The sequence below is a fragment of the Streptomyces sp. PR69 genome (assembly GCF_026420845.1).
Classification (GTDB): domain Bacteria; phylum Actinomycetota; class Actinomycetes; order Streptomycetales; family Streptomycetaceae; genus Streptomyces.
Map to the genome: position 1 here is coordinate 1 of NZ_JAOWCB010000015.1, position 17499 is coordinate 17499.

General features: G+C 70.8%; 17 protein-coding genes. 7 read left to right on the forward strand and 10 right to left on the reverse strand.

Features of this window, described 5'->3' with window-relative positions:
* The 4 genes from OF819_RS16350 to OF819_RS16365 form a co-directional block, all read right to left on the reverse strand.
* Positions 1 to 517, reverse strand: a 517-nt coding sequence (locus tag OF819_RS16350) for a reverse transcriptase-like protein (protein WP_267244272.1), incomplete at its 3' end; no start/stop codon positions are given.
* On the reverse strand, positions 517 to 1260 hold the full coding sequence (locus tag OF819_RS16355) for a zinc ribbon domain-containing protein (RefSeq protein WP_267244433.1): 744 nt from the start codon (positions 1258 to 1260) through the stop codon (positions 517 to 519). The genes OF819_RS16350 and OF819_RS16355, both read right to left, overlap by 1 nt.
* A complete protein-coding gene (locus OF819_RS16360; protein WP_267244273.1) occupies positions 1257 to 2108 on the reverse strand; it encodes a Nif3-like dinuclear metal center hexameric protein in 852 nt (283 codons plus the stop codon). Before OF819_RS16360 ends, OF819_RS16355 begins: the two co-directional genes overlap by 4 nt.
* 279 nt (positions 2109 to 2387) lie before the next feature.
* Complete coding sequence (locus OF819_RS16365; protein WP_267244434.1) at positions 2388 to 3458, reverse strand: ABC transporter substrate-binding protein; 1071 nt, start codon at positions 3456 to 3458, stop codon at positions 2388 to 2390.
* Positions 3459 to 3696: 238 nt separating this feature from the next.
* Here OF819_RS16365 and OF819_RS16370 point away from each other — a divergent pair, with 238 nt between their 5' ends.
* A complete protein-coding gene (locus tag OF819_RS16370; RefSeq protein WP_267244274.1) occupies positions 3697 to 5055 on the forward strand; it encodes a hypothetical protein in 1359 nt (452 codons plus the stop codon).
* Between the two features lie 430 nt (positions 5056 to 5485).
* Here OF819_RS16370 and OF819_RS16375 read toward each other — a convergent pair whose 3' ends face one another.
* The 4 genes from OF819_RS16375 to OF819_RS16390 all read right to left on the reverse strand — a co-directional run bounded on the left by OF819_RS16375 (position 5486) and on the right by OF819_RS16390 (position 10085).
* On the reverse strand, positions 5486 to 6445 hold the full coding sequence (locus tag OF819_RS16375) for a 3-oxoacyl-ACP reductase (RefSeq protein ID WP_267244275.1): 960 nt from the start codon (positions 6443 to 6445) through the stop codon (positions 5486 to 5488).
* Between the two features lie 17 nt (positions 6446 to 6462).
* The gene (locus OF819_RS16380; RefSeq protein ID WP_267244276.1) at positions 6463 to 7539 is read right to left on the reverse strand and encodes a Zn-dependent alcohol dehydrogenase; all 1077 of its coding nucleotides are present in this window, start codon (positions 7537 to 7539) and stop codon (positions 6463 to 6465) included.
* A gap of 30 nt (positions 7540 to 7569) precedes the next feature.
* On the reverse strand, positions 7570 to 8424 hold the full coding sequence (locus OF819_RS16385; RefSeq protein WP_267244277.1) for a MaoC/PaaZ C-terminal domain-containing protein: 855 nt from the start codon (positions 8422 to 8424) through the stop codon (positions 7570 to 7572).
* Positions 8425 to 8639: 215 nt separating this feature from the next.
* Positions 8640 to 10085: an MFS transporter gene (locus OF819_RS16390; protein ID WP_267244278.1), complete on the reverse strand. Its 1446-nt coding sequence runs from the start codon at positions 10083 to 10085 to the stop codon at positions 8640 to 8642.
* Between the two features lie 220 nt (positions 10086 to 10305).
* On the opposite strand from OF819_RS16390, the gene OF819_RS16395 reads away from it, so the two are divergent.
* The 3 genes from OF819_RS16395 to OF819_RS16405 are packed head-to-tail and all read left to right on the forward strand — an operon-like array spanning position 10306 to position 13566.
* Complete coding sequence (locus OF819_RS16395) at positions 10306 to 10761, forward strand: hypothetical protein (RefSeq protein ID WP_267244279.1); 456 nt, start codon at positions 10306 to 10308, stop codon at positions 10759 to 10761.
* A gap of 7 nt (positions 10762 to 10768) precedes the next feature.
* The gene (locus OF819_RS16400) at positions 10769 to 12604 is read left to right on the forward strand and encodes an alpha/beta hydrolase (protein ID WP_267244280.1); all 1836 of its coding nucleotides are present in this window, start codon (positions 10769 to 10771) and stop codon (positions 12602 to 12604) included.
* Positions 12601 to 13566 carry a hypothetical protein gene (locus OF819_RS16405; protein WP_267244281.1) on the forward strand — a complete coding sequence of 322 codons (966 nt, stop codon included), beginning with the start codon at positions 12601 to 12603 and terminating at the stop codon, positions 13564 to 13566. Before OF819_RS16400 ends, OF819_RS16405 begins: the two co-directional genes overlap by 4 nt.
* Here OF819_RS16405 and OF819_RS16410 read toward each other — a convergent pair whose 3' ends face one another.
* The gene (locus tag OF819_RS16410; protein WP_267244282.1) at positions 13567 to 13848 is read right to left on the reverse strand and encodes a DUF397 domain-containing protein; all 282 of its coding nucleotides are present in this window, start codon (positions 13846 to 13848) and stop codon (positions 13567 to 13569) included. It abuts the gene before it with no gap.
* Positions 13808 to 14674, reverse strand: a complete 867-nt coding sequence (locus OF819_RS16415) for a helix-turn-helix domain-containing protein (RefSeq protein ID WP_267244283.1) — start codon at positions 14672 to 14674, stop codon at positions 13808 to 13810. Before OF819_RS16415 ends, OF819_RS16410 begins: the two co-directional genes overlap by 41 nt.
* A 163-nt stretch (positions 14675 to 14837) precedes the next feature.
* Here OF819_RS16415 and OF819_RS16420 point away from each other — a divergent pair, with 163 nt between their 5' ends.
* From OF819_RS16420 to OF819_RS16430, 3 genes are all read left to right on the forward strand, one after another.
* A complete protein-coding gene (locus OF819_RS16420) occupies positions 14838 to 15476 on the forward strand; it encodes a class I SAM-dependent methyltransferase (protein WP_267244284.1) in 639 nt (212 codons plus the stop codon).
* Positions 15477 to 15509: 33 nt separating this feature from the next.
* Positions 15510 to 16421, forward strand: coding sequence for an N-acetylmuramoyl-L-alanine amidase (locus OF819_RS16425; protein ID WP_416370553.1), 912 nt, complete (start codon positions 15510 to 15512; stop codon positions 16419 to 16421).
* Positions 16422 to 16582: 161 nt separating this feature from the next.
* Positions 16583 to 17404, forward strand: a complete 822-nt coding sequence (locus tag OF819_RS16430) for a hypothetical protein (RefSeq protein ID WP_267244285.1) — start codon at positions 16583 to 16585, stop codon at positions 17402 to 17404.
* The last annotated feature ends 95 nt before the right edge of the window (positions 17405 to 17499 follow it).

Here is a 17499-nt window from a genome sequence, read left to right on the forward strand (position 1 = left end):
CGTGGGCGTCGGCCTCGGCGCCCCGCAGTGCGGCCGTGGAACGGGAGGGTTCCCACTGCCCGCCCCGCTTGCCCGCGTCCATCGCCTCGTTGGCGAGCCGGTCCGCGTGCTTGTTCTTCTCGCGGGGGATCCACTCGTACGTCACCTGGGACGCGGGGAAGATCCGTCCGGCCTCGGCCGCCAGCGGCTTCATGTCCGGGTGCTTGATCTTCCAGCGGCCCGACATCTGCTCGACGACGAGCTTGGAGTCCATGCGGACGCGCACCGTGGCGTCCGCGGCCAGTTCGCGGGCGGCCGTCAGCCCGGCGATCAGCCCCTTGTACTCCGCGACGTTGTTCGTGGCGACGCCGATGTACTCGGCGCGTTCGGCGAGCGTCTCGCCCGTCGCCGCGTCCCGGACGACCGCGCCGTAACCGGCCGGGCCGGGGTTCCCCCGCGAGCCGCCGTCCGCTTCGACGACCAGCCCGGAAATCCGCGATGGGGCAGTCCGCGATGAAGCAATCCGCGCCGCAGCCATCAGAGGCCGGACTCCGAGGTGCGCACGAGGATGCGGCGGCAGTTCTCGCACCGTACGACGGCGTCGGGGGCCGCGGCGCGCACCTCGTTCAGCTCGGTGATGTTCAGCTCAAGGCGGCAGCCCTCGCAGCGGCGCTGGTAGAGCCGGGCCGCGCCGACCCCGCCCTGCTGGACGCGGAGCTTCTCGTACAGGGCGAGCAGATCCGCCGGGACGGACGCCGCGACGACCTCGCGCTCCTTGGTGACGGTGGCGATCTCGCCGTCGATCTCCTGCTGGGCGGCCTCGCGCCGGCCGGTCGCGTCATCGACCTTGGCCTGGACGGAGGAGACGCGTTCGGTCAGTTCGCCGACCCGCTCCTGCGCGGCCTCACGCCGCTCCATCACCTCCAGGACGACGTCCTCCAGGTCTCCCTGACGCTTGGCCAGGGAGGCGATCTCGTGCTGGAGGCTCTCCAGGTCCTTGGGCGAGGAGACCGCTCCGGAGTCCAGGCGCTGCTGGTCGCGCACAGCGCGCTGGCGCACCTGGTCGACGTCCTGCTCCGCCTTGGTCTGCTCGCGGGCGCAGTCGCTCTCCTCCGTCTGCGCGGCCACCAGCAGGTCGCGCAGCTGGCTGAGGTCCTTGGTCAGCGACTCGATCTCGGCGTGCTCGGGGAGGGACTTGCGCTTGTGCGCGAGCTGCGACAGGCGTACGTCCAGGGCCTGGACATCGAGAAGTCGGATCTGGTCGGCGGGCGCGGCGTTCAGTTGGGGGCTCCAGAAGGATGGTGGGTTGACCAGGGGTCGGTGACCGTCTTCGAGACATGGACGCGCAGGTCCCAGCCATGGCGGTCGGAGATCTCGTCGAGCTGGGCTGCGGCCTGTTGGCACCAGGGCTGCTCGGTGGCCCAGTGCGCGGCGTCGACCAGCCCCAGCGGTGCGTGTTGCGGAAGCGAGTGCTGTACGGCCTCGGAGGCGGGGTGGTGGCGCAGGTCGGCGGTGAGGAAGGCGTCCACGCCCGCCGCCCGTACGGCGTCGAAGAGGCTGTCGCCCGAGCCGCCGCTGACCGCGACGGTGCGGACCATCGCCTCCGGGTCGCCCGCCGTGCGGATGCCCTGCGCGGCGGCGGGCAGCCGCTCGGCCGCGCGCGCCGCGAACTCCCGCAGGGTGAGCGGGTGGTCCAGCTCGCAGATCCTGCCGAGGCCGCGGCGGCCTGCCGGGTCCGTCGGGTCGGGCACCAGGGGGCGTACGACCCTGATGTCCAGCGCGCCCGCGAGCGCGTCGGAGACTCCGGGGTCGGCGGTGTCGGCGTTGGTGTGGGCGACGTGCAGCGCGATGTCGTGCTTGATGAGGGTGTGCACGACGCGGCCCTTGAAGTGGGAGGCCGCGACCGTCGTCGTACCGCGCAGATAGAGCGGATGGTGGGTGACGAGCAGTTCCGCGCCGAGCTTCACCGCCTCGTCGGCGATCTCCTGTACGGGGTCGACGGCGAACAGCACACGGCTGACCTGGGCGTCGGGGTCGCCGCAGACCGTGCCGACGGCGTCCCACTGCTCGGCCCGCTCAGGGGGCCAGAGGGCGTCGAGCGCGGCGATCACTTCAGACAGACGGGGCACGGGGGCAAGGCTACCTGCCTGCCGCGCCCCGCAGCCCATGGGTCACGCCCGTGCGGCGTTCGCACGTTCGGCGGGTGCCGCGAGAGCGCCCGCGGTCACGCGCGGCCGCCAGTCGGCGCCCACGGGTGTCCACGGATGTCCGCGGATGTCCGCGGATGTCCGCGGGTCCCGCCGGCGCACACGGGCGCCCACGGGTGTCCTCCACGGGTGGTGCCCACGGGTGCTCGCGGGTGCCGCACGGGCGCCCAGGGAGCCGTGTACGAGCAGTCCGGTCGCGTGTTACGGCAGCAGGAAGCCGCGCAGGTCGTCGAGGACCCGGTCGGCCGCGGTGACGCCGAGTCCCAGGTACCAGGTCTCGTCCGGAACGTCCTCTGCCCGGCCCGCCTTGACCGCCTTCAGCTTCTTCCACAGCGGGTTGGAGCGTGCGGTGTCGCGCTGGGTGGCCTTGGGGTCGCCGTACACGCCGGTGAAGATCCAGTCGGCGTCCGCGTCGTCGATCTTCTCGGGGCTGATCTCCACCGCGAGATCGTCGGTCTGCTGGTTCTTCGGGCGGGGCAGCCCGGAGTCGTCGAGGATCGTGCCGATGAACGAAGCCTTGGCGTACAGCCGGATCTTGCCGGGCATATAGCGGACCATCGAGACGGTCGGCTTGCCCTCGCCGCCGCTCGCCTCGGCGACGTCCTCGCCGAGCTGCCGCGCCTTCTCCTCGTACGCCGCGAGCTTGGCCTTCGCCTCTGCCGTCCTGTCGAGGGCGGCGGCGTTGAGGAGGTAGTTCTCCTTCCAGGTGAAGCCGGGGCGGATGGCGAAGACGGTCGGCGCGATCGCGGAGAGCTCCTGGTACTTGTCGGCGGCGCGCAGCTGGGTGCCGAGGATCAGATCCGGCTTGAGCGCGGCGATGGCCTCCAGGTTGAGGTTGTTGATCGTGCCGACGCTCTTGGGGCGGCCCGCCGTGTCGGCGAGGTACTCCGGTATGCCGTCGTCGCCCTCGGTGGGCGCGTAGCCGACGGGCCGCACGCCCAGGGAGGCGACGTTGTCGAGTTCTCCGACGTCGAGGACGACGACCCGCTTGGGCTTGGCCTTCAGTTCGGTCGTGCCCATGGCGTGGGCGATGGTGCGGGGGAACTGGCCGGGCTTGGCGTCCGTGCCCATGGCGGCGGTCTTCTCGGCGGCGCCGCCGAAGTCCTTGCCGCCCTGGGCCACGGCCTTCTTGCCCGCGCCGTCGGCCTGCCCCGCGGCGCTCGCGCCCGTCCCGCCGCCGCTGCCGCCGCCGTCGGCGGATGAGCAGGCGGCCAGGGAGAGCGCGGCGGCGACGGCGACAAGGGCGGCGACGCCACGGCGGCGCGGGGACACAGACATCGGAGGTGCTCCAGATCGTTCCGGATCGTGCGGGGGTGGCCTGACGGCCCCGGGCACACCCGGCCAGCCGAATTAGGCGAGGCTAACCTAAACCATTCGCACCGGGGAGCACAGTTGCCTCCCTCCTCACAGCCGATTCGCCACGCCGCCACCCGTACGTGTGAAGACGTCAAGCTCGCATTGTTCGGCTGGAAACGTGAAAACTAGCTTCGGCACCGGAGGTGACGATTCGATGACAGCCTGTGCCATTGAGACCGCCGCGAAGCAGCACGGCGCGGCGGGGCGTACGGGGGGTTCGGTTCGTACGGTGCATCCGGGTGCGGGGCGTCCGGACGCCGGATATCCGGTCCGCGCGGGGCTCACGATCAGCGCGGACGGCACCTACGCCGCCAGGCTCGCCGGTCATGGCGACGCCCTGTTCCCGGAGCGGTGGACGCTGGACGGCCCAGAGCCGTACGCCGTCCCGCTGCCGCTCGACCAGCCCGAGGAGCGCGACGCCGAGGTGCTGCCGCTGAGCGACGGCCGGGTGCTGATCCGGCGGCGGGTCGCCTCGCGGTTCGCCTTCTCCCTGCTCTACCCGACCGGGCCGGGCACGGGCGAACTCCCGCTGGGCGGAGTCGAGTCGGCCGAGCTGACGCTGCTGCCGCCGTCCCCGGACGGCATGCGCGCCTATGCGCTCGCACCCGGCGCGCGCTCCACCGTGATCTGGCTGGCCGCCGGGGGCTCCTTCGGCCCCGAGCGGGTCGCCGAGGTGCCGGGACGCTGCACGGGCGGAGTGTGGCTGGACCGTACGGGGCGGCTGCTGGCCCTGGACCGGCAGCTGGACGGCGGCCCGGTGAAGGCGGTGGCGGTGGACCTGGAGCGCGGCGGGGAGGTGACGCCGCTGCTGCAGATCACCGAGGAGAGCGACGACCGGCTGCTGCTCGCCGACCCCGACAGCGGGCTGCTGCTGATCCGGTCCAACGCGCCGGGGCCCGGCCAGGACCGGGTGTGCTGGGGCGTGCTGGGCAGCACCCGCCCGGCCCGCTTCCCCGACTGTCTGCGGCTGCCGGACGCGGCGCTCACCCCGTTCGCCGTACAGCCGGGGCAGATGCTGATGCCGGAGAACTGTGCGGTGGCGCTGCGGATCGACGGCCCGTCGGGCAGCGGCCTCGGCGTGTGGCGGCCCGCGGAGCGGCGGCTGCGGCAGCTGCCCGTGCCGCAGGGGTGGCTGGCGGGCGCGGGGCTGGTGAACCGGGACGGCGTGATCCGGCTGCCGTACGCGAACCGGGCGGTGCCGTGCGGACTGGCGCGCGTCGAAACCCCCGCGGCGCAGCCCGAGCCGCAGGCTGTTCCTCAGCCCGCGCCACAGCCCGGGCCGCAGACTGCGCTTCAGCCCGAGCCGCGGCACGCACCGCGCCCCGAACCGCACGCCGCGCCACAGCCGGTGACAACCCCGGTGACACACCCGGCGACAGCCCCGGTGGCACAGAGCGAGGCCCGCTCCGGGCACCCCCTTACCCCGTCACCCGCCGCCGCGTCCGGCGGTGTGTGCCGACCCGTCCCGCTCCAGCAGGCTCCGCTGACGGGCCGCGCGACGACCGCTGGTTAAACTCTCGGGCCGGGGGCTACGCAGCCGCGCCGACCGTACACCTGCGGTTACACCTACGGTGACGGGGTGCTGCGGTGTCACGCGGTTCTATGCAAAGCTCCGTGACACGTAATCAGCGATCACGACGGGGTGACATCCCACTATGTCTGAAGCCTCAACCGACACGACCCAGACGCGTCCGCAGCCCGCGGCCGCGGAACGGGCCGACGCCGGCGGCTCCGGAAAACACCGCGGCACCGCGGCAACGTCGGAGGACTCCACTGCTCCGGCGCATGGCCGCCACCGCCGCACAGCGACGGAACAGCGGGTGAGCTGACCGCCCGAGCTGACTGCCCATCGGGAAACCGTGAAGGGGCGCCATGGCGGACACGGCGGCCCCTTCACCCATTCCAGCGCCAGAAGCGAGAAGAAGCGCGAAGAAGCGCGCAGGTCAGCCCCGCCTGAGGCCCAGCACCTCGCTCGCCGCGAACGTCTCCCCCGCCGGACGCCCCGCGAAGTACCCGCCCACCGTCCGGTCCAGCTCCTCGAAGGTGAACGTCTCCTTCGCCGCGTCGAACTTCGCCGCCACCCTGGGACGTTCCACGACGGCCACCATTCCGCCGTGCACCACCAGCAGCTGCCCGTTGACGCGGGCCGCCGCCGGGGACGCCAGATAGCCCACCAGCGGGGCGACATGCTCGGGCGCGAGCGGATCGACCCCGCCGCCCTCCGGTTCTGCGAAGCCCGCGAAGACGTCCTCGGTCATACGGGTACGGGCCCGCGGGCAGATCACATTGGCGGTGACCCCGTACTTGGCCAGCGCCAGAGCGGTGGAGGTGGTCAGCCCGACGATGCCGCCCTTGGCCGCCGCGTAGTTCGGCTGGCCCGCCGAGCCCGCGAGGAACGCCTCGGAGGAGGTGTTCACGATCCGGCCGTAGACCGGACCACGCCCCTCACCCGCTTTGAAGCGCTCGCGCCAGTGCGCGGCGACGAAGTGGGTGGTGTTGAAGTGGCCCTTGAGGTGGACCCGTATCACCGAGTCCCACTCGCTCTCGCTCATCGAGAAGATCATCCGGTCGCGCAGAATCCCCGCGTTGTTGACCAGGATGTCCAGCTTCCCATGGGCGGAGACGGCCAGTTCGACCAGTTCGCGGGCGGAGTCGTGGTCGGCCACATCGCCCAGGTGCGGGGTGGCCCGCCCGCCCGCGGCGCGGATCTCGGCCGCGACCGCCTCGGCGGGGGCGGCGGACGCCTCGCCCGAGCCGTCCCGCCCCGGCCGCCCGTAGTCGTTGACGACGACGGCCGCGCCCAGCCGGGCAAGCTCCAGGGCCTCGGCCCGGCCGAGCCCGCGGCCCGCACCCGTGACGATCGCGCTCAGCCCCGCGAGAGGTCTTTCCAGCGGCAGCGACATGACCCCGACCCCGCCCCTCACAGCTCGATGCAGGTGCGCAGCGCCGCACCCGTGCGCATCTGGTCCAGCGCGTCGTTGATCTCCGCGAGCGGCACCCGATGGGTGATCAGGCCCTCCAGATCGATCCGGCCCGCCCGCCACAGCGCGATGGCCCGCTCATACGCGGTGAGCACATCCCCGCCCCCGTACATGGACGGCAGAATCCGCTTCTCGTCGAAGAACAGCTCGAACATATTGAGCTGGAGGACGTCGTCCGCCGCGCCCGCGCCGACGATGCAGAGCGTGCCGCCGCGCCGGGTGGTCTCGTATGCGGTGCGCGCGGTGGCGGACTTGCCGACGACCTCGAAGACATAGTCGAAGCCCTCGCCCGCGGTGATCCGCTGTTTGGCGTCGGCCAGCCCGTCGGGTGCGACGGCCTCGGTCGCGCCGAAGCGGAGGGCCGCCTCGCGGCGGGAGGCGACGGGGTCGACGGCGACAATCTGCGCCGCGCCCTTCAGTCTCGCGCCCTGGATGGCGGAGACGCCCACGCCTCCGCAGCCGATGACGGCGACCGACGAACCGGCGGCCACATCAGCGGTGTTGACCGCCGCGCCGAGCCCGGTCGTCACCCCGCAGCCGATGAGCGCGGCGATGTCGAACGGCACATCGTCGGGGATCGGCACGGCGCAGCCCGCGTCGACGACGACCTCTTCGGTGAAGGTGCCGGTCCCGGCGAAGCCGAAGACGTCCCCGGCGGGGCGTTTGAAATTGGGGGTGCCCGCGTTCATAAAGCCCGCCAGGCACAGCTGGGTCTGGCCGCGCTTGCAGGAGGGGCAGCCGCCGCACGCGGGCAGCCAGCACAGCAGCACCCGGTCGCCCGGGGACAGCGCGGTGACGCCGTCGCCGACGTCCAGGATCTCGCCCGCGCCCTCATGGCCGGGGATGAAGGGCGCGGGCTGCGGCAGCACGCCGTTCATCGCGGAGAGGTCGGAGTGGCACAGCCCGGTGGCGCGGACCCTGATCCTCACCTTGCCGGGGCCGAAGCCCACGGCTTCCACGTCGTCGAGGACGTCAAGCTTGTCCTGGCCTGTCTCGTGCAGTACGGCTGCGCGCATGCTGCGGCTCCCCTCGTACGAATCAGCCGGTCAGATGTGTTCTACGGCGGTGTCGGCGAGGACCGGCGCATCGTCCCGTTCCACGGCGGCGACAGCGGCGCGTACGGTCCCGTCCTCGCGCCACATGCGGATGCGCAGGGTCTCGCCGGGGTAGACGACACCGGCGAAGCGGGCGGCGTACGACCGCACCCGTGTCACATCGCCCCCGAGCAGGGTGTCGACGACCGCCTTGAGCGTCATCCCGTAGGTGCACAGGCCGTGCAGGATGGGCCGGTCGAATCCGGCGCGTTTGGCGAATTCCGGGTCGGCGTGCAGCGGGTTCCAGTCGCCGGACAGCCGGTACAGCAGCGCCTGGTCCTCCCGGATGGGCCGCTCCACGGTCCGGTCGGGCTCGCGGGCGGGCGGCTCGGCGCGCTGCGACGGCCCTCGCTCGCCGCCGAAGCCGCCCTCTCCCCGTACGAAGATCTGCGAGTCGCACGTCCACAGCGGCCCGTCGCCGTCGGCCGCCTCTGAGCGCAGCACGATGACCGCCGCCTTGCCCTTGTCGTAGACGGCGGCGACGCGGGCGGCGGTCGTGGCCCGGCCGCTGACGGGGATGGGCCGGTGCAGCCGCACGGTCTGGCCGCCGTGCAGGACGGACGCGAGGTCGACGTCGATGCCGGGGGCGGCGAGCCCGCCCATCATGCCCATGCCCGCGCCCGCGACGGTGGCGAAGCTCGGCAGCACCTGGAGCCGGGATTCCAGGGTGTAGCGCAGTTCGTCGGGGTCGGCGGCGGGGACTCCCGCGCCGACGCCGAGGTGATAGAGCTGGACGTCCTTGTGGTCCCAGCGGATCTCGGCGCTGCGGGGTTCGGCGGCGACGGCCCTGGCTGCATCAATGGGCATGGGGCTGCTGCTCCTTGAGGAGGGAAGACCTCGGCGCGGCCGTCCGCACCGTCGGCCGCACCGAGGTCGTACGGAGGACCGGCCCGGACCTCGCATGAGAACACGTTCTAGGGCCGGATCGCCCCCTGTATAACGCAGGCTCCGATACTTGTGAAGACACCTGACTGTACGTCAGATAATCTGCGGGGGCTACGGCTCCGGGCTATGACTCGGGGCTACGACTCGGGGTTCCGGCGCGGCAGCCAGAGCAGCATCAGAACGGCCGCCGCCAGCAGCACGCCCACGCCGGTGCGGAACGCCGTCGCATACCCCTCGGTCAGCGCCTCGGCGCTGGTGCCGCCCGCCGTACGGGAGGCGGCGACGGTCGACAGGACGGCGAGGCCCAGCGCCCCGCCCATCGTGCGGGAGGTGTTGATCAGCCCGGAGACCAGCCCGGCCTCGCCGTGGGCCGCGCCCGAGGTGGCGAGCGTCGCGAGCGGGGTGACCGCGAGACTGACGCCGGACATCATCAGCAGGCCGGGCAGCATGATGGTGGTGACATAGCCGCCGTCCGCGGTCATCGTGGACTGCCAGGCATAGCCCACGGCCGCGGCCAGCGCCCCGGTCACGGCAGCCATCCGGCCGCCGACGAGAGCCATCAGCCGGGGAGCGAGATGCGATCCGGCGAGGAAGCCGAGCGACGACGGAATGAGGGCGAGACCGGCCCGCGTGGGGCTGTAGTCGAGCACGTTCTGAGCGAACAGCGTCATGAAATACCACATGGCGAACGACGCGGACCCCAGCATCAGCATCGCGACGTTCGCGGCGGAGACGGACCGCGCCCGGAACAGCTTCAGCGGCATCAGCGGACGCTCGGTCCGCGACTCCACGGCGACGAAGACGGCGAGCAGCGCCACCCCCGCGAGCAGCGGCAGCAGCGTGCCGGGGGCCGTCCAGCCCGACGCCTCGGTCTGCACGATCCCGTAAGCGAGCGTGCCGAGACCGGCCGTGACGAGCACCGCGCCCGGAAGGTCGAGACGGCGGCCGCCGCCCGCGCGGGTCTCGGACAGCCACAGCGCACCCAGCACCACGACGACCGCCCCCACGGGCACATTGATCAGCAGCGTCCAGCGCCAGGACAGCGCGTCGGTGAGCACCCCGCCGACGAGCCCCCCGGTCGCGCCGCCCGCCGCGCCGACCGCGGACCATACGCCGATCGCCCGCGTACGGGCCGGCCCTTCGGGCACGCAGGACGTCACCAGGGCGAGGGTCGAGGGCGCGAGCACGGCCGCCCCCAGCCCCTGCGCGGCACGGGCGGCGAGCAACTGCCACCCCTCCTGCGCCATTCCGCCCGCCAGCGAGGCGGCCGAGAACAGCCCGAGCCCCACCAGGAACATCCGCTTCCGCCCATACAGATCCCCGGCCCGTCCGCCGAGGAGCATAAATCCGGCGAAGGCGATCGAGTACGCGTTCACCACCCACTGCAGACCGAGGGCGCTCAGCCCGAGGTCCGCCCGCATCGACGGCAGGGCGGTGTTCACCACCGACACATCGAGGACGACGAGAAACTGCCCGGCACAGGCGGCAAGCAGCACCGCCCACGAGGGGGCGGCGCGGCGTCGGTCGGATGGGGCTATTCGGGCGGCGGGGAGCTCTGAGGGGGCTTGGACCATGCCTGTCATGGTCGCAGGAGATGAGTGCCCCGTACACCAGTTGATCAACACCTCGTTATATCGAGGCATCCGCCCCCGGCCGCCGGCCCTAGGACCCAAGGCAAAGGGAACAGGTACTCATTCACATAGGTACGGATACTCATGGAGTGCCCAGTACGGCGACATGGGCTGAGTGCTGCCGGTGCTATGTAGTGTCCCTACTGGAGTGATCAACAGGGGAGGGCCGCGCATGGCGTGGGACGAATGGGACCAGATCAAAGCCGGTGCGACCAATCGGCAGCCCACGGCGATGCGGCTCAATCAGGCTCCGGCGGATCCCGGCACCGGGCCCAGCGCCGTCACAGGCGGCCTGAAGTCCAGCAAGAAGGCGTGGACCACGGCCGGCGCAGAGGTGGGCTCTTTGCGCACGCACGTCAGCACCGCGCTGACCAAGCTGGAGGACAGCCAGACCGGGCTCGGTGAGATCCCGGGTTGCCTGAGCGCGGCAGCGCAGACAGACGTGTACAAGTCATGGAAGAAGTACGCCGAAAGCGTCAGCGAGCGGTGCGGCTCACTCCAGAAGCTCCTGGACCAGGTGGGCCACGACCTGTTGACGACCGATGAGGCGATCAAGAGCGAGATACAGAAGCTGAACCTCAAGTATGCGGACACCGACGCCGTCGGCGGCCAGGCGAAGGGCCGGTGACGGCGGGATGGACTACGCCGCTCTTAAGGCCCTCAAGCCCTCCGAGTTCGAGGACGCCGCCGACGGATACCGCTCCACAAGCACCATGGCGCAAGCGGCCAAGGACCACATCGAGAACACCGTCGCCACGGGAATGCGCAAGTCCTTGGAGGGTGAGGCGGCAGAAGCCGCACAGGCACAGCTTCAAGCCCTGGCGAAGAATTTCCATTACATGCAGACCGAGTGCGGCGTGATCAGCACGGCCCTCAACGGGCTCGCCTACGACATGGCGGCCGCCAAGCGGAAGCTGAACGCAGCAATCGAGGACGCCCATGCGGACGGCTGCACGGTGAACGGGGACGGCTCGGTCACATATCCAGCGGGTCAGAAGCCCGGCGACGACAAGGTCGCCGACGGCGGCACGGTGACCGGGAGTGCCGGAGGCAGCCCGACCTCCGAAGCCCTGGAGCGCCAGGCGGCGAACATCCACCCGAACCCGAACTACGGCAAGGCGATGGGGTACGCGAACCGGATCGCCGACGCGCTGAAGGAAGCCACGGACGCGGACGCGAAGTGGGCGCCGAAAGTGCGAGCGCTCCAGGCCGACGACGACCTGACCGTGTCCGCACGGGACTGGACGGACGCCGTGTCGGACGCGAGCGGCGTACGCGCGGCCGCTGACGCCTACCTCGACACGATCAAACCGCCGCCCAAGCACGACTGGCCCCAGTCCAACGCCAACTGGTGGAAGGGGCTTTCCGAGGAGCAGCGCGCAGCCTACGTCTCCATGCACCCCGCGAGCATCGGAGCGCTCGACGGCCTTCCCTCCGACGTGCGCGACGACGCGAACCGTCTGGTACTCGCGGAACAGCGAGCGGCCAAGCAGCTGGAGTACGACGCCTGGCTCAAAAAGGAACCGGAGCACTACAAGCCCTACGTCAGCCCCATCACGGGCCGCGAGGTGAAGGGCGCGACGGTCCCGACCGAGGAGTGGAAGGAATGGAACGAGAAGAGGCAGCAGCTTGAGAACGGCTTCAAGGGCATGGACGCCGTCCAGAAGCGCTTCGACAGCTACACGAGCGAGAGCAACCGCCCCTATCTGCTCGGATTCGACAGCAACAACATGGGGCGTGCCATCGTCTCCATCGGAAATCCGGACACTGCCGACAATGTGGTGACGTACGTGCCCGGGACGTTCGCGAAGCTGGAGTCCATCGGCGGAGACATGGACAGGGCCGTGGCGCTCCAGGCGGAGGCGGAGCGCCAGGACGGCGCCCACTCGACGGCCTCGATCGTGTGGCTCGGCTACGACGCCCCGCAGGCCATCCTGACCGATGCCACGGAGACGAGGTGGGCCGACAACGCGAAGGAGCCGCTCGGCGACTTCATCCAGGGGATCGAGGAAGCCAATCACCGCGACAGCGGCGTGACCCAGACGCTGATGGGTCACAGCTACGGGTCCCTGGTGGTGGGCCAGACGATGAACATGCACATAGACCTGCCGGTCGACAACGCGATCATGGTAGGCAGTCCGGGTGTGGGAGTGGACCACGCCAAGGACCTGAACATTCCGCCGGACCATGTCTTCGCAGCCACGGCCAAGAACGACCTCATCAACCTCGCCCCGCCTCCTGCCGGCCCCCTGGCCCCCCTCAACCCGAAGGCGTACATGAGGCTTTTCGACGACCACTCGATCGTCCACGGAACCGACCCGGTCTCCGACGACTTCGGGGGCCAGGTCTTCGAGGTGCCCGACGGGAAGCTGCCGGGCGCGGGCGGCGAGATGATGCCCGCCCATTCCCAGTACTGGGACGAAAGGCCCCTCGGCAGCCTGGGGAAGATCGTGACCGGAGGACGACCGTGAATCTACGCAAGGCAGTCCCGGCTGCCGCACTGCTGGCCATGACGATCATGGTGGCCGCGTGCGGGGCGCAGGAGGACGGGCAGGAAACCGGCGGAAACGCACCGAAGCAGGTGACGATGAACGAGCAGCAGGCGATCGACCGGGCAGAAGAAATCATTCACCAGGCGGTGGACGCCATGTCCCCCAAGCCGACACTGGAGCGCATGGGCCACGCGCCCGTCGGCGCCTGCATCGCCAGGGACGACCACGGCCCCGACGACCGGGTGCAGGTCACCGTCATCTACAAGCTGACCGGCGTTCCGGGGGCCAAGGCCCAGACCCTCGTGCGGCAGGCACGAGACGCCTGGCTGAAGCAGGGCTACAAGTACAGCGCCTCGGGCGAGGTCGACTGGTCCAGCCCCTTTCCGACGGTCTACATGCGTACGGAGCCCGACGACTTCTGGATGAACGCCGTGACCGGTGTCGTGGACCGCGCCAAGGGCGAGGGAGTCGCCTCTCTCAAGGTGACATCGCCCTGCTTCCTCCCGCCGGACAAGGCCTCGGCGTCGACCACCGCCGCCCCCGCCGCACTGGAGACCCCCCAGGCCAACGATTCCGCCGGGCGCAGCGCCCTCGGCCACTCCAGCCGGATCTACGACGCCTTGCGGGTCGGGTCGGCGCCGACGCAGCCCGGGGAGGGCCTCAGCACAGTCCAGGACGAGTCCGGGACCTCGGTCCACCACACCTGGTCGACCGAGCCGCTGCCGAAGGACGGGACAACACGAGCTTTGGCACGTGCGCAGGCGTACTTCCAGAGCGCGGGATGGGCCGTGCGCCACATGCCGACGCGTGGGGGTGCCCCCGCTGTCGTCGCCCGCCACCCCGCAGACGGCACGATCGCTCAGGTCGCAGCCTCGACCACCGGCGCGGTGCGCATCGCGGTTACGACGCCCGCCAACGGTCAGGCGTCCGCAGACGCCTGACTAGCCGCCTAGGGCGGAACGTTTCGCCGCCGCGACGAACGCGGTAAACGCCGCCGGGGCGACGGCGAAGGCGGGTCCGTCGGGGTTCTTGGAGTCACGGACGGCGATACGGCAGGGCTGAGGGGACACCTCTATACAGCAGCCCCCGGTGTTGCCGCTGTACGACGACTTACGCCAGGCGGCTGCGCCGAGGGGGGCGCACTCGACGCACTGCCCCCCCGTGTCAGCGCTGTACGACGACTTACGCCACCGTGCGCCCGTCAGGTTCTGGATGCTCTCCATAGCGCTCCTCCAACACTCGGGCGATCAATGCTGCCGAGTCCTCCACCGAGAGGGCTGCGGCCTGCAAGTGATCGTAACGGAGCGAACCTTCCCTGACAGCGCTTGGATTGGCCGTCATATGGCCCTCGATGAGGTCCTCGGTGTAGACGACGTCCGGGTCCTTGTCGAAACGAATCAGAGTGAACGTTCCCGGCAGCCCCGCATGCGCACCGACGCTGAAGGGCAGAATCTGCACCTTGACCCACTCCCGCTCCTGAAGGCGGAGCAGATGGGCGAGTTGCCTGCGCATGACCTCCCGGCCGCCAATCTCCTGGTACAGCACGGTCTCGCTCAGCACCACCCAGATCAGCGGTGGATTGTCGTGGTCCAGGATGCGCTGACGCTCCATTCGTGCTGCCACGCGAGCGTCAAGGTTCTCTTCATCCCTTACGCCCAGCACGGCCCGCGCGTACTCCTCCGTCTGGAGCAGCCCGTCCACCAACTGCGCCTGGTAAGTGGCGATATACGTCGCCCTCGCCTCCATGTCCGCGTACGGCTGGAACCAGGTCGGCAGCTGGCTGCGCAGCACCAGCCCCACCAGCCGGGAGAACATCCCGTCCGTGCCCAGCGCCGCGTCCACCCGCTCGGAGAAGTCCCGCGTCGGGACCCTCCGTGCCGACTCGATATGGCCGATCTGCGAGCCCGTGCAGAAGACACAGCCGCCGAGGGCGTCCTGGCTGAGCTGCGCCGCCTCCCTCCGGTGGCGGAGTTCCGAGCCGTAGTACTCCAGCGGCGACGCGCTGGGATCGAGCTGACGAGTCTTGTCCACGATGACGAGCACCCCCATGCCAACGCCGTACGCACCGCACGGCGTGCGATCAGTCCACCGCCGACCGTATGAGCGCTCGCACATGCCGGTGATATGAATCACCCAACGACCACCCGAGTGAGGGACGCCTACGATGTGACCGCCCAGTAAGCGCCCATGCCGTACGCCCCGGAGGAACCCCATGGCCCCCAAGCCGGAGATACTCGCCGCCTTCGAGGCCGCGAAGGGCTTTATGCCCGTGGACGAGGGGCTCGCGCTGTACGAGGCGGCCGCCCAGGCGGGGGCGCTCGGGCTGCCGCTGCTGGAGGTGGGGACGTACTGCGGGCGGTCCACGATCCTGCTCGCCGACGCCGCGCGGGAAACGGGCACGGTCGCCGTCACCGTCGACCACCACCGCGGGAGCGAGGAGCAGCAGCCGGGGTGGGAGTACCACGACCCGGAGACGGTGGACCCGGAGGTCGGCCGGATGGACACGCTGCCGACGTTTCGCCGCACGCTGAACCGGGCGGGTCTGGAGGAGCACGTGATCGCGGTCGTCGGGCGGTCTCCGCAGGTCGCGCGGGTGTGGGCCAAGCCGCTGGGGCTGGTGTTCATCGACGGCGGGCACACCGACGAGCATGCGACGGCCGATTACGAGGGGTGGGCCCCGCATCTCGCGGACGGCGGTCTGCTGGTTGTGCACGATGTGTTCCCGGACCCGGCGGACGGCGGGCAGGCCCCGTACCGCGTCTACCGGCGGGCGCTGGAGTCCGGTGCGTTCGCGGAGGTTTCGGTCACCGGCTCGCTGCGCGTCCTGCGCCGCACCGGCGCGGGCATCTGAGCCGCGGGGCACGTCCGGGCTAGCATCGCCATCGTGAGCGAACGCCCCGGGCCGTACGAGCAGCGCCCGCCCCTCCCCGTACTCCGGCGGACCCGCGTCCTGGCCGTGACGCTGGCCGCGCTGGCCGCGACCGCGCTGGCGGGTTGCGGCGGCGGCGCGGCCGCCGGCGACGGGCAGGGCGGCCGGACGAAGGAGTCCCTGCCGCAGCCGGGCCAGTCGGCCACCGAGCGGGCGGCCCCCTCCGACGCCCCCACACCGTCGTCCGCGTCGCAGCCGCTCGCCGGAAAGACCGTGGTCATCGATCCTGGCCATAATCCCGGAAATTTCGATCATCCACGCGAAATTGCCAAACAGGTGGATATCGGCACCAATCGCAAGGAATGCGATACCACCGGCACGGCCTCCAATGACGGTTACCGGGAGGCCGATTTCAACCTCGACGTTTCACGCCGTCTGCGTGACCTGCTGGAAAAGCAGGGCGCGACCGTGAAACTCACCCAGGACGACGACCGGCCCTTTGGTCCCTGCATCGACGAGCGGGCGCGGATCGGCAACGAGGCGGAGGCGGACGCCGTGCTCTCCGTCCATGCCGACGGGTCGGCGCCCGGCCATCGCGGCTATCACGTGATCCTTCCCGCCCAGGTCAAGGAGGGTTCCGCGGATACGACCAAGATCGTGGGGCCGTCTCGCGAGCTGGGGGAGCAGCTCGCCGAGGAGTTCGGGCGGGCGACCGGAACCGAGCCTTCCAACTACGTCGGCGGCGGTACGGGCTTGCACGTGCGGGACGATCTCGGCGGGCTCAATCTGTCGACTGTGCCCAAGGTGTTCATCGAATGCGGCAATATGCGTGACGCCAAGGACCTTGCACTGCTGACGAGTCCGGAGTGGCGGCAGAAGGCCGCTCAGGGAATGGCGAACGGCATCACGACGTTCCTCGCCGGGTAACACTCCTTGTCACACTCCGATACCGGGCGGACGACCGGCTCGGGCAGACGATAGATTCACCTTTACGATGGGGAGCACCCCCGAAGCTCCGCGCCGTGCATCCGCCTGCACCGGCGGCAGCGACGACCGCCCCGATGAGACGACCGACAAAGGATTGATACGTGAACATCCGCTCCCTCACTCGAGGCGATGGCGTGGTGATCGGAGCAGCGGTGTTGCTGTTCATCGCCTCGTTCCTCGAGTTCACCAGCTTCGACTGCCCCAGCAGCGGCGGGTGTCCCAGCGTGGACCTGCCGAACGCCTGGGACAATCTGGGCCTCCTGATGAGCATGTTCCTCTCTGGCGTCATCGGCACAGCGCTGATCGTGGTGAGCCGTGCCATGCCGGGGCGGAAGATCGTGGGCATCGACCTCGGCCAGTTCGGGGTCGCGTTCTGCATCTTCGCAGCGTGGACAGCGTTCTGGACGGTCATCGGCATGGACCCGGACGCCGGCGCGGGTGCGATCGTGGGCCTGCTGGCCGCCCTGGTGCTCGCGGCCGGCGTCATCGCCGCCCCGCTGGTCCCGGCCCTGAAGGCCCCGCTCATGGGCGCGCCGCGGCCGGCCGCCCCGCAGCCGTACGGCGTCCAGCCGGGCGGCGTTCCCGGCGGCTATGGCTACCCGGGCGGCCAGCAGCAGCCGTACGGGGCGCAGCAGCCGGGCCAGCCGCAGCCGTACGGGGCTCAGCAGCCGCAGGCCGCCGACCCGCAGGCCCAGGCGCAGGCGCAGCAGACGGGCGGCGGCGGGGACTTCACGCCGTTCTGGTTCGCGGTTCCAGTGGCCCGCCCGCTGTACGGCGAGGACGGCTCGCCGACGCCGATCGCCGAACTGGCGCCGGGCACCTGGTATCTCGCGGTGGAGCAGCGCGGTCCGGGTCTGGTGGCCCAGACGCAGGACGGCCGCCGCGGCGTGCTGCAGGACACCACGGGCATCCAGCGCGGCTGACGCCGGCCCCGGGATATCGGGATACACCGTTCACGGCTCCTCGCCCTTCCGGGCGGGGGGCCGTTGCCGTACTCTGACGCCCCGTCAGAAAACCG

What these genes read in the sequence shown, in the direction of transcription:
- OF819_RS16400 (WP_267244280.1), top strand. Translation starts at nt 10,769, where the DNA reads ATGGACTACGCCGCTCTTAAGGCCCTCAAGCCCTCCGAGTTCGAGGAC.
- OF819_RS16370 (WP_267244274.1), top strand. Translation starts at nt 3,697, where the DNA reads ATGACAGCCTGTGCCATTGAGACCGCCGCGAAGCAGCACGGCGCGGCG.
- OF819_RS16420 (WP_267244284.1), top strand. Translation starts at nt 14,838, where the DNA reads ATGGCCCCCAAGCCGGAGATACTCGCCGCCTTCGAGGCCGCGAAGGGC.
- OF819_RS16390 (WP_267244278.1), bottom strand. Translation starts at nt 10,085, where the DNA reads ATGACAGGCATGGTCCAAGCCCCCTCAGAGCTCCCCGCCGCCCGAATA.
- OF819_RS16385 (WP_267244277.1), bottom strand. Translation starts at nt 8,424, where the DNA reads ATGCCCATTGATGCAGCCAGGGCCGTCGCCGCCGAACCCCGCAGCGCC.
- OF819_RS16395 (WP_267244279.1), top strand. Translation starts at nt 10,306, where the DNA reads ATGGCGTGGGACGAATGGGACCAGATCAAAGCCGGTGCGACCAATCGG.
- OF819_RS16380 (WP_267244276.1), bottom strand. Translation starts at nt 7,539, where the DNA reads ATGCGCGCAGCCGTACTGCACGAGACAGGCCAGGACAAGCTTGACGTC.
- OF819_RS16415 (WP_267244283.1), bottom strand. Translation starts at nt 14,674, where the DNA reads ATGGGGGTGCTCGTCATCGTGGACAAGACTCGTCAGCTCGATCCCAGC.
- OF819_RS16410 (WP_267244282.1), bottom strand. Translation starts at nt 13,848, where the DNA reads ATGGAGAGCATCCAGAACCTGACGGGCGCACGGTGGCGTAAGTCGTCG.
- OF819_RS16375 (WP_267244275.1), bottom strand. Translation starts at nt 6,445, where the DNA reads ATGTCGCTGCCGCTGGAAAGACCTCTCGCGGGGCTGAGCGCGATCGTC.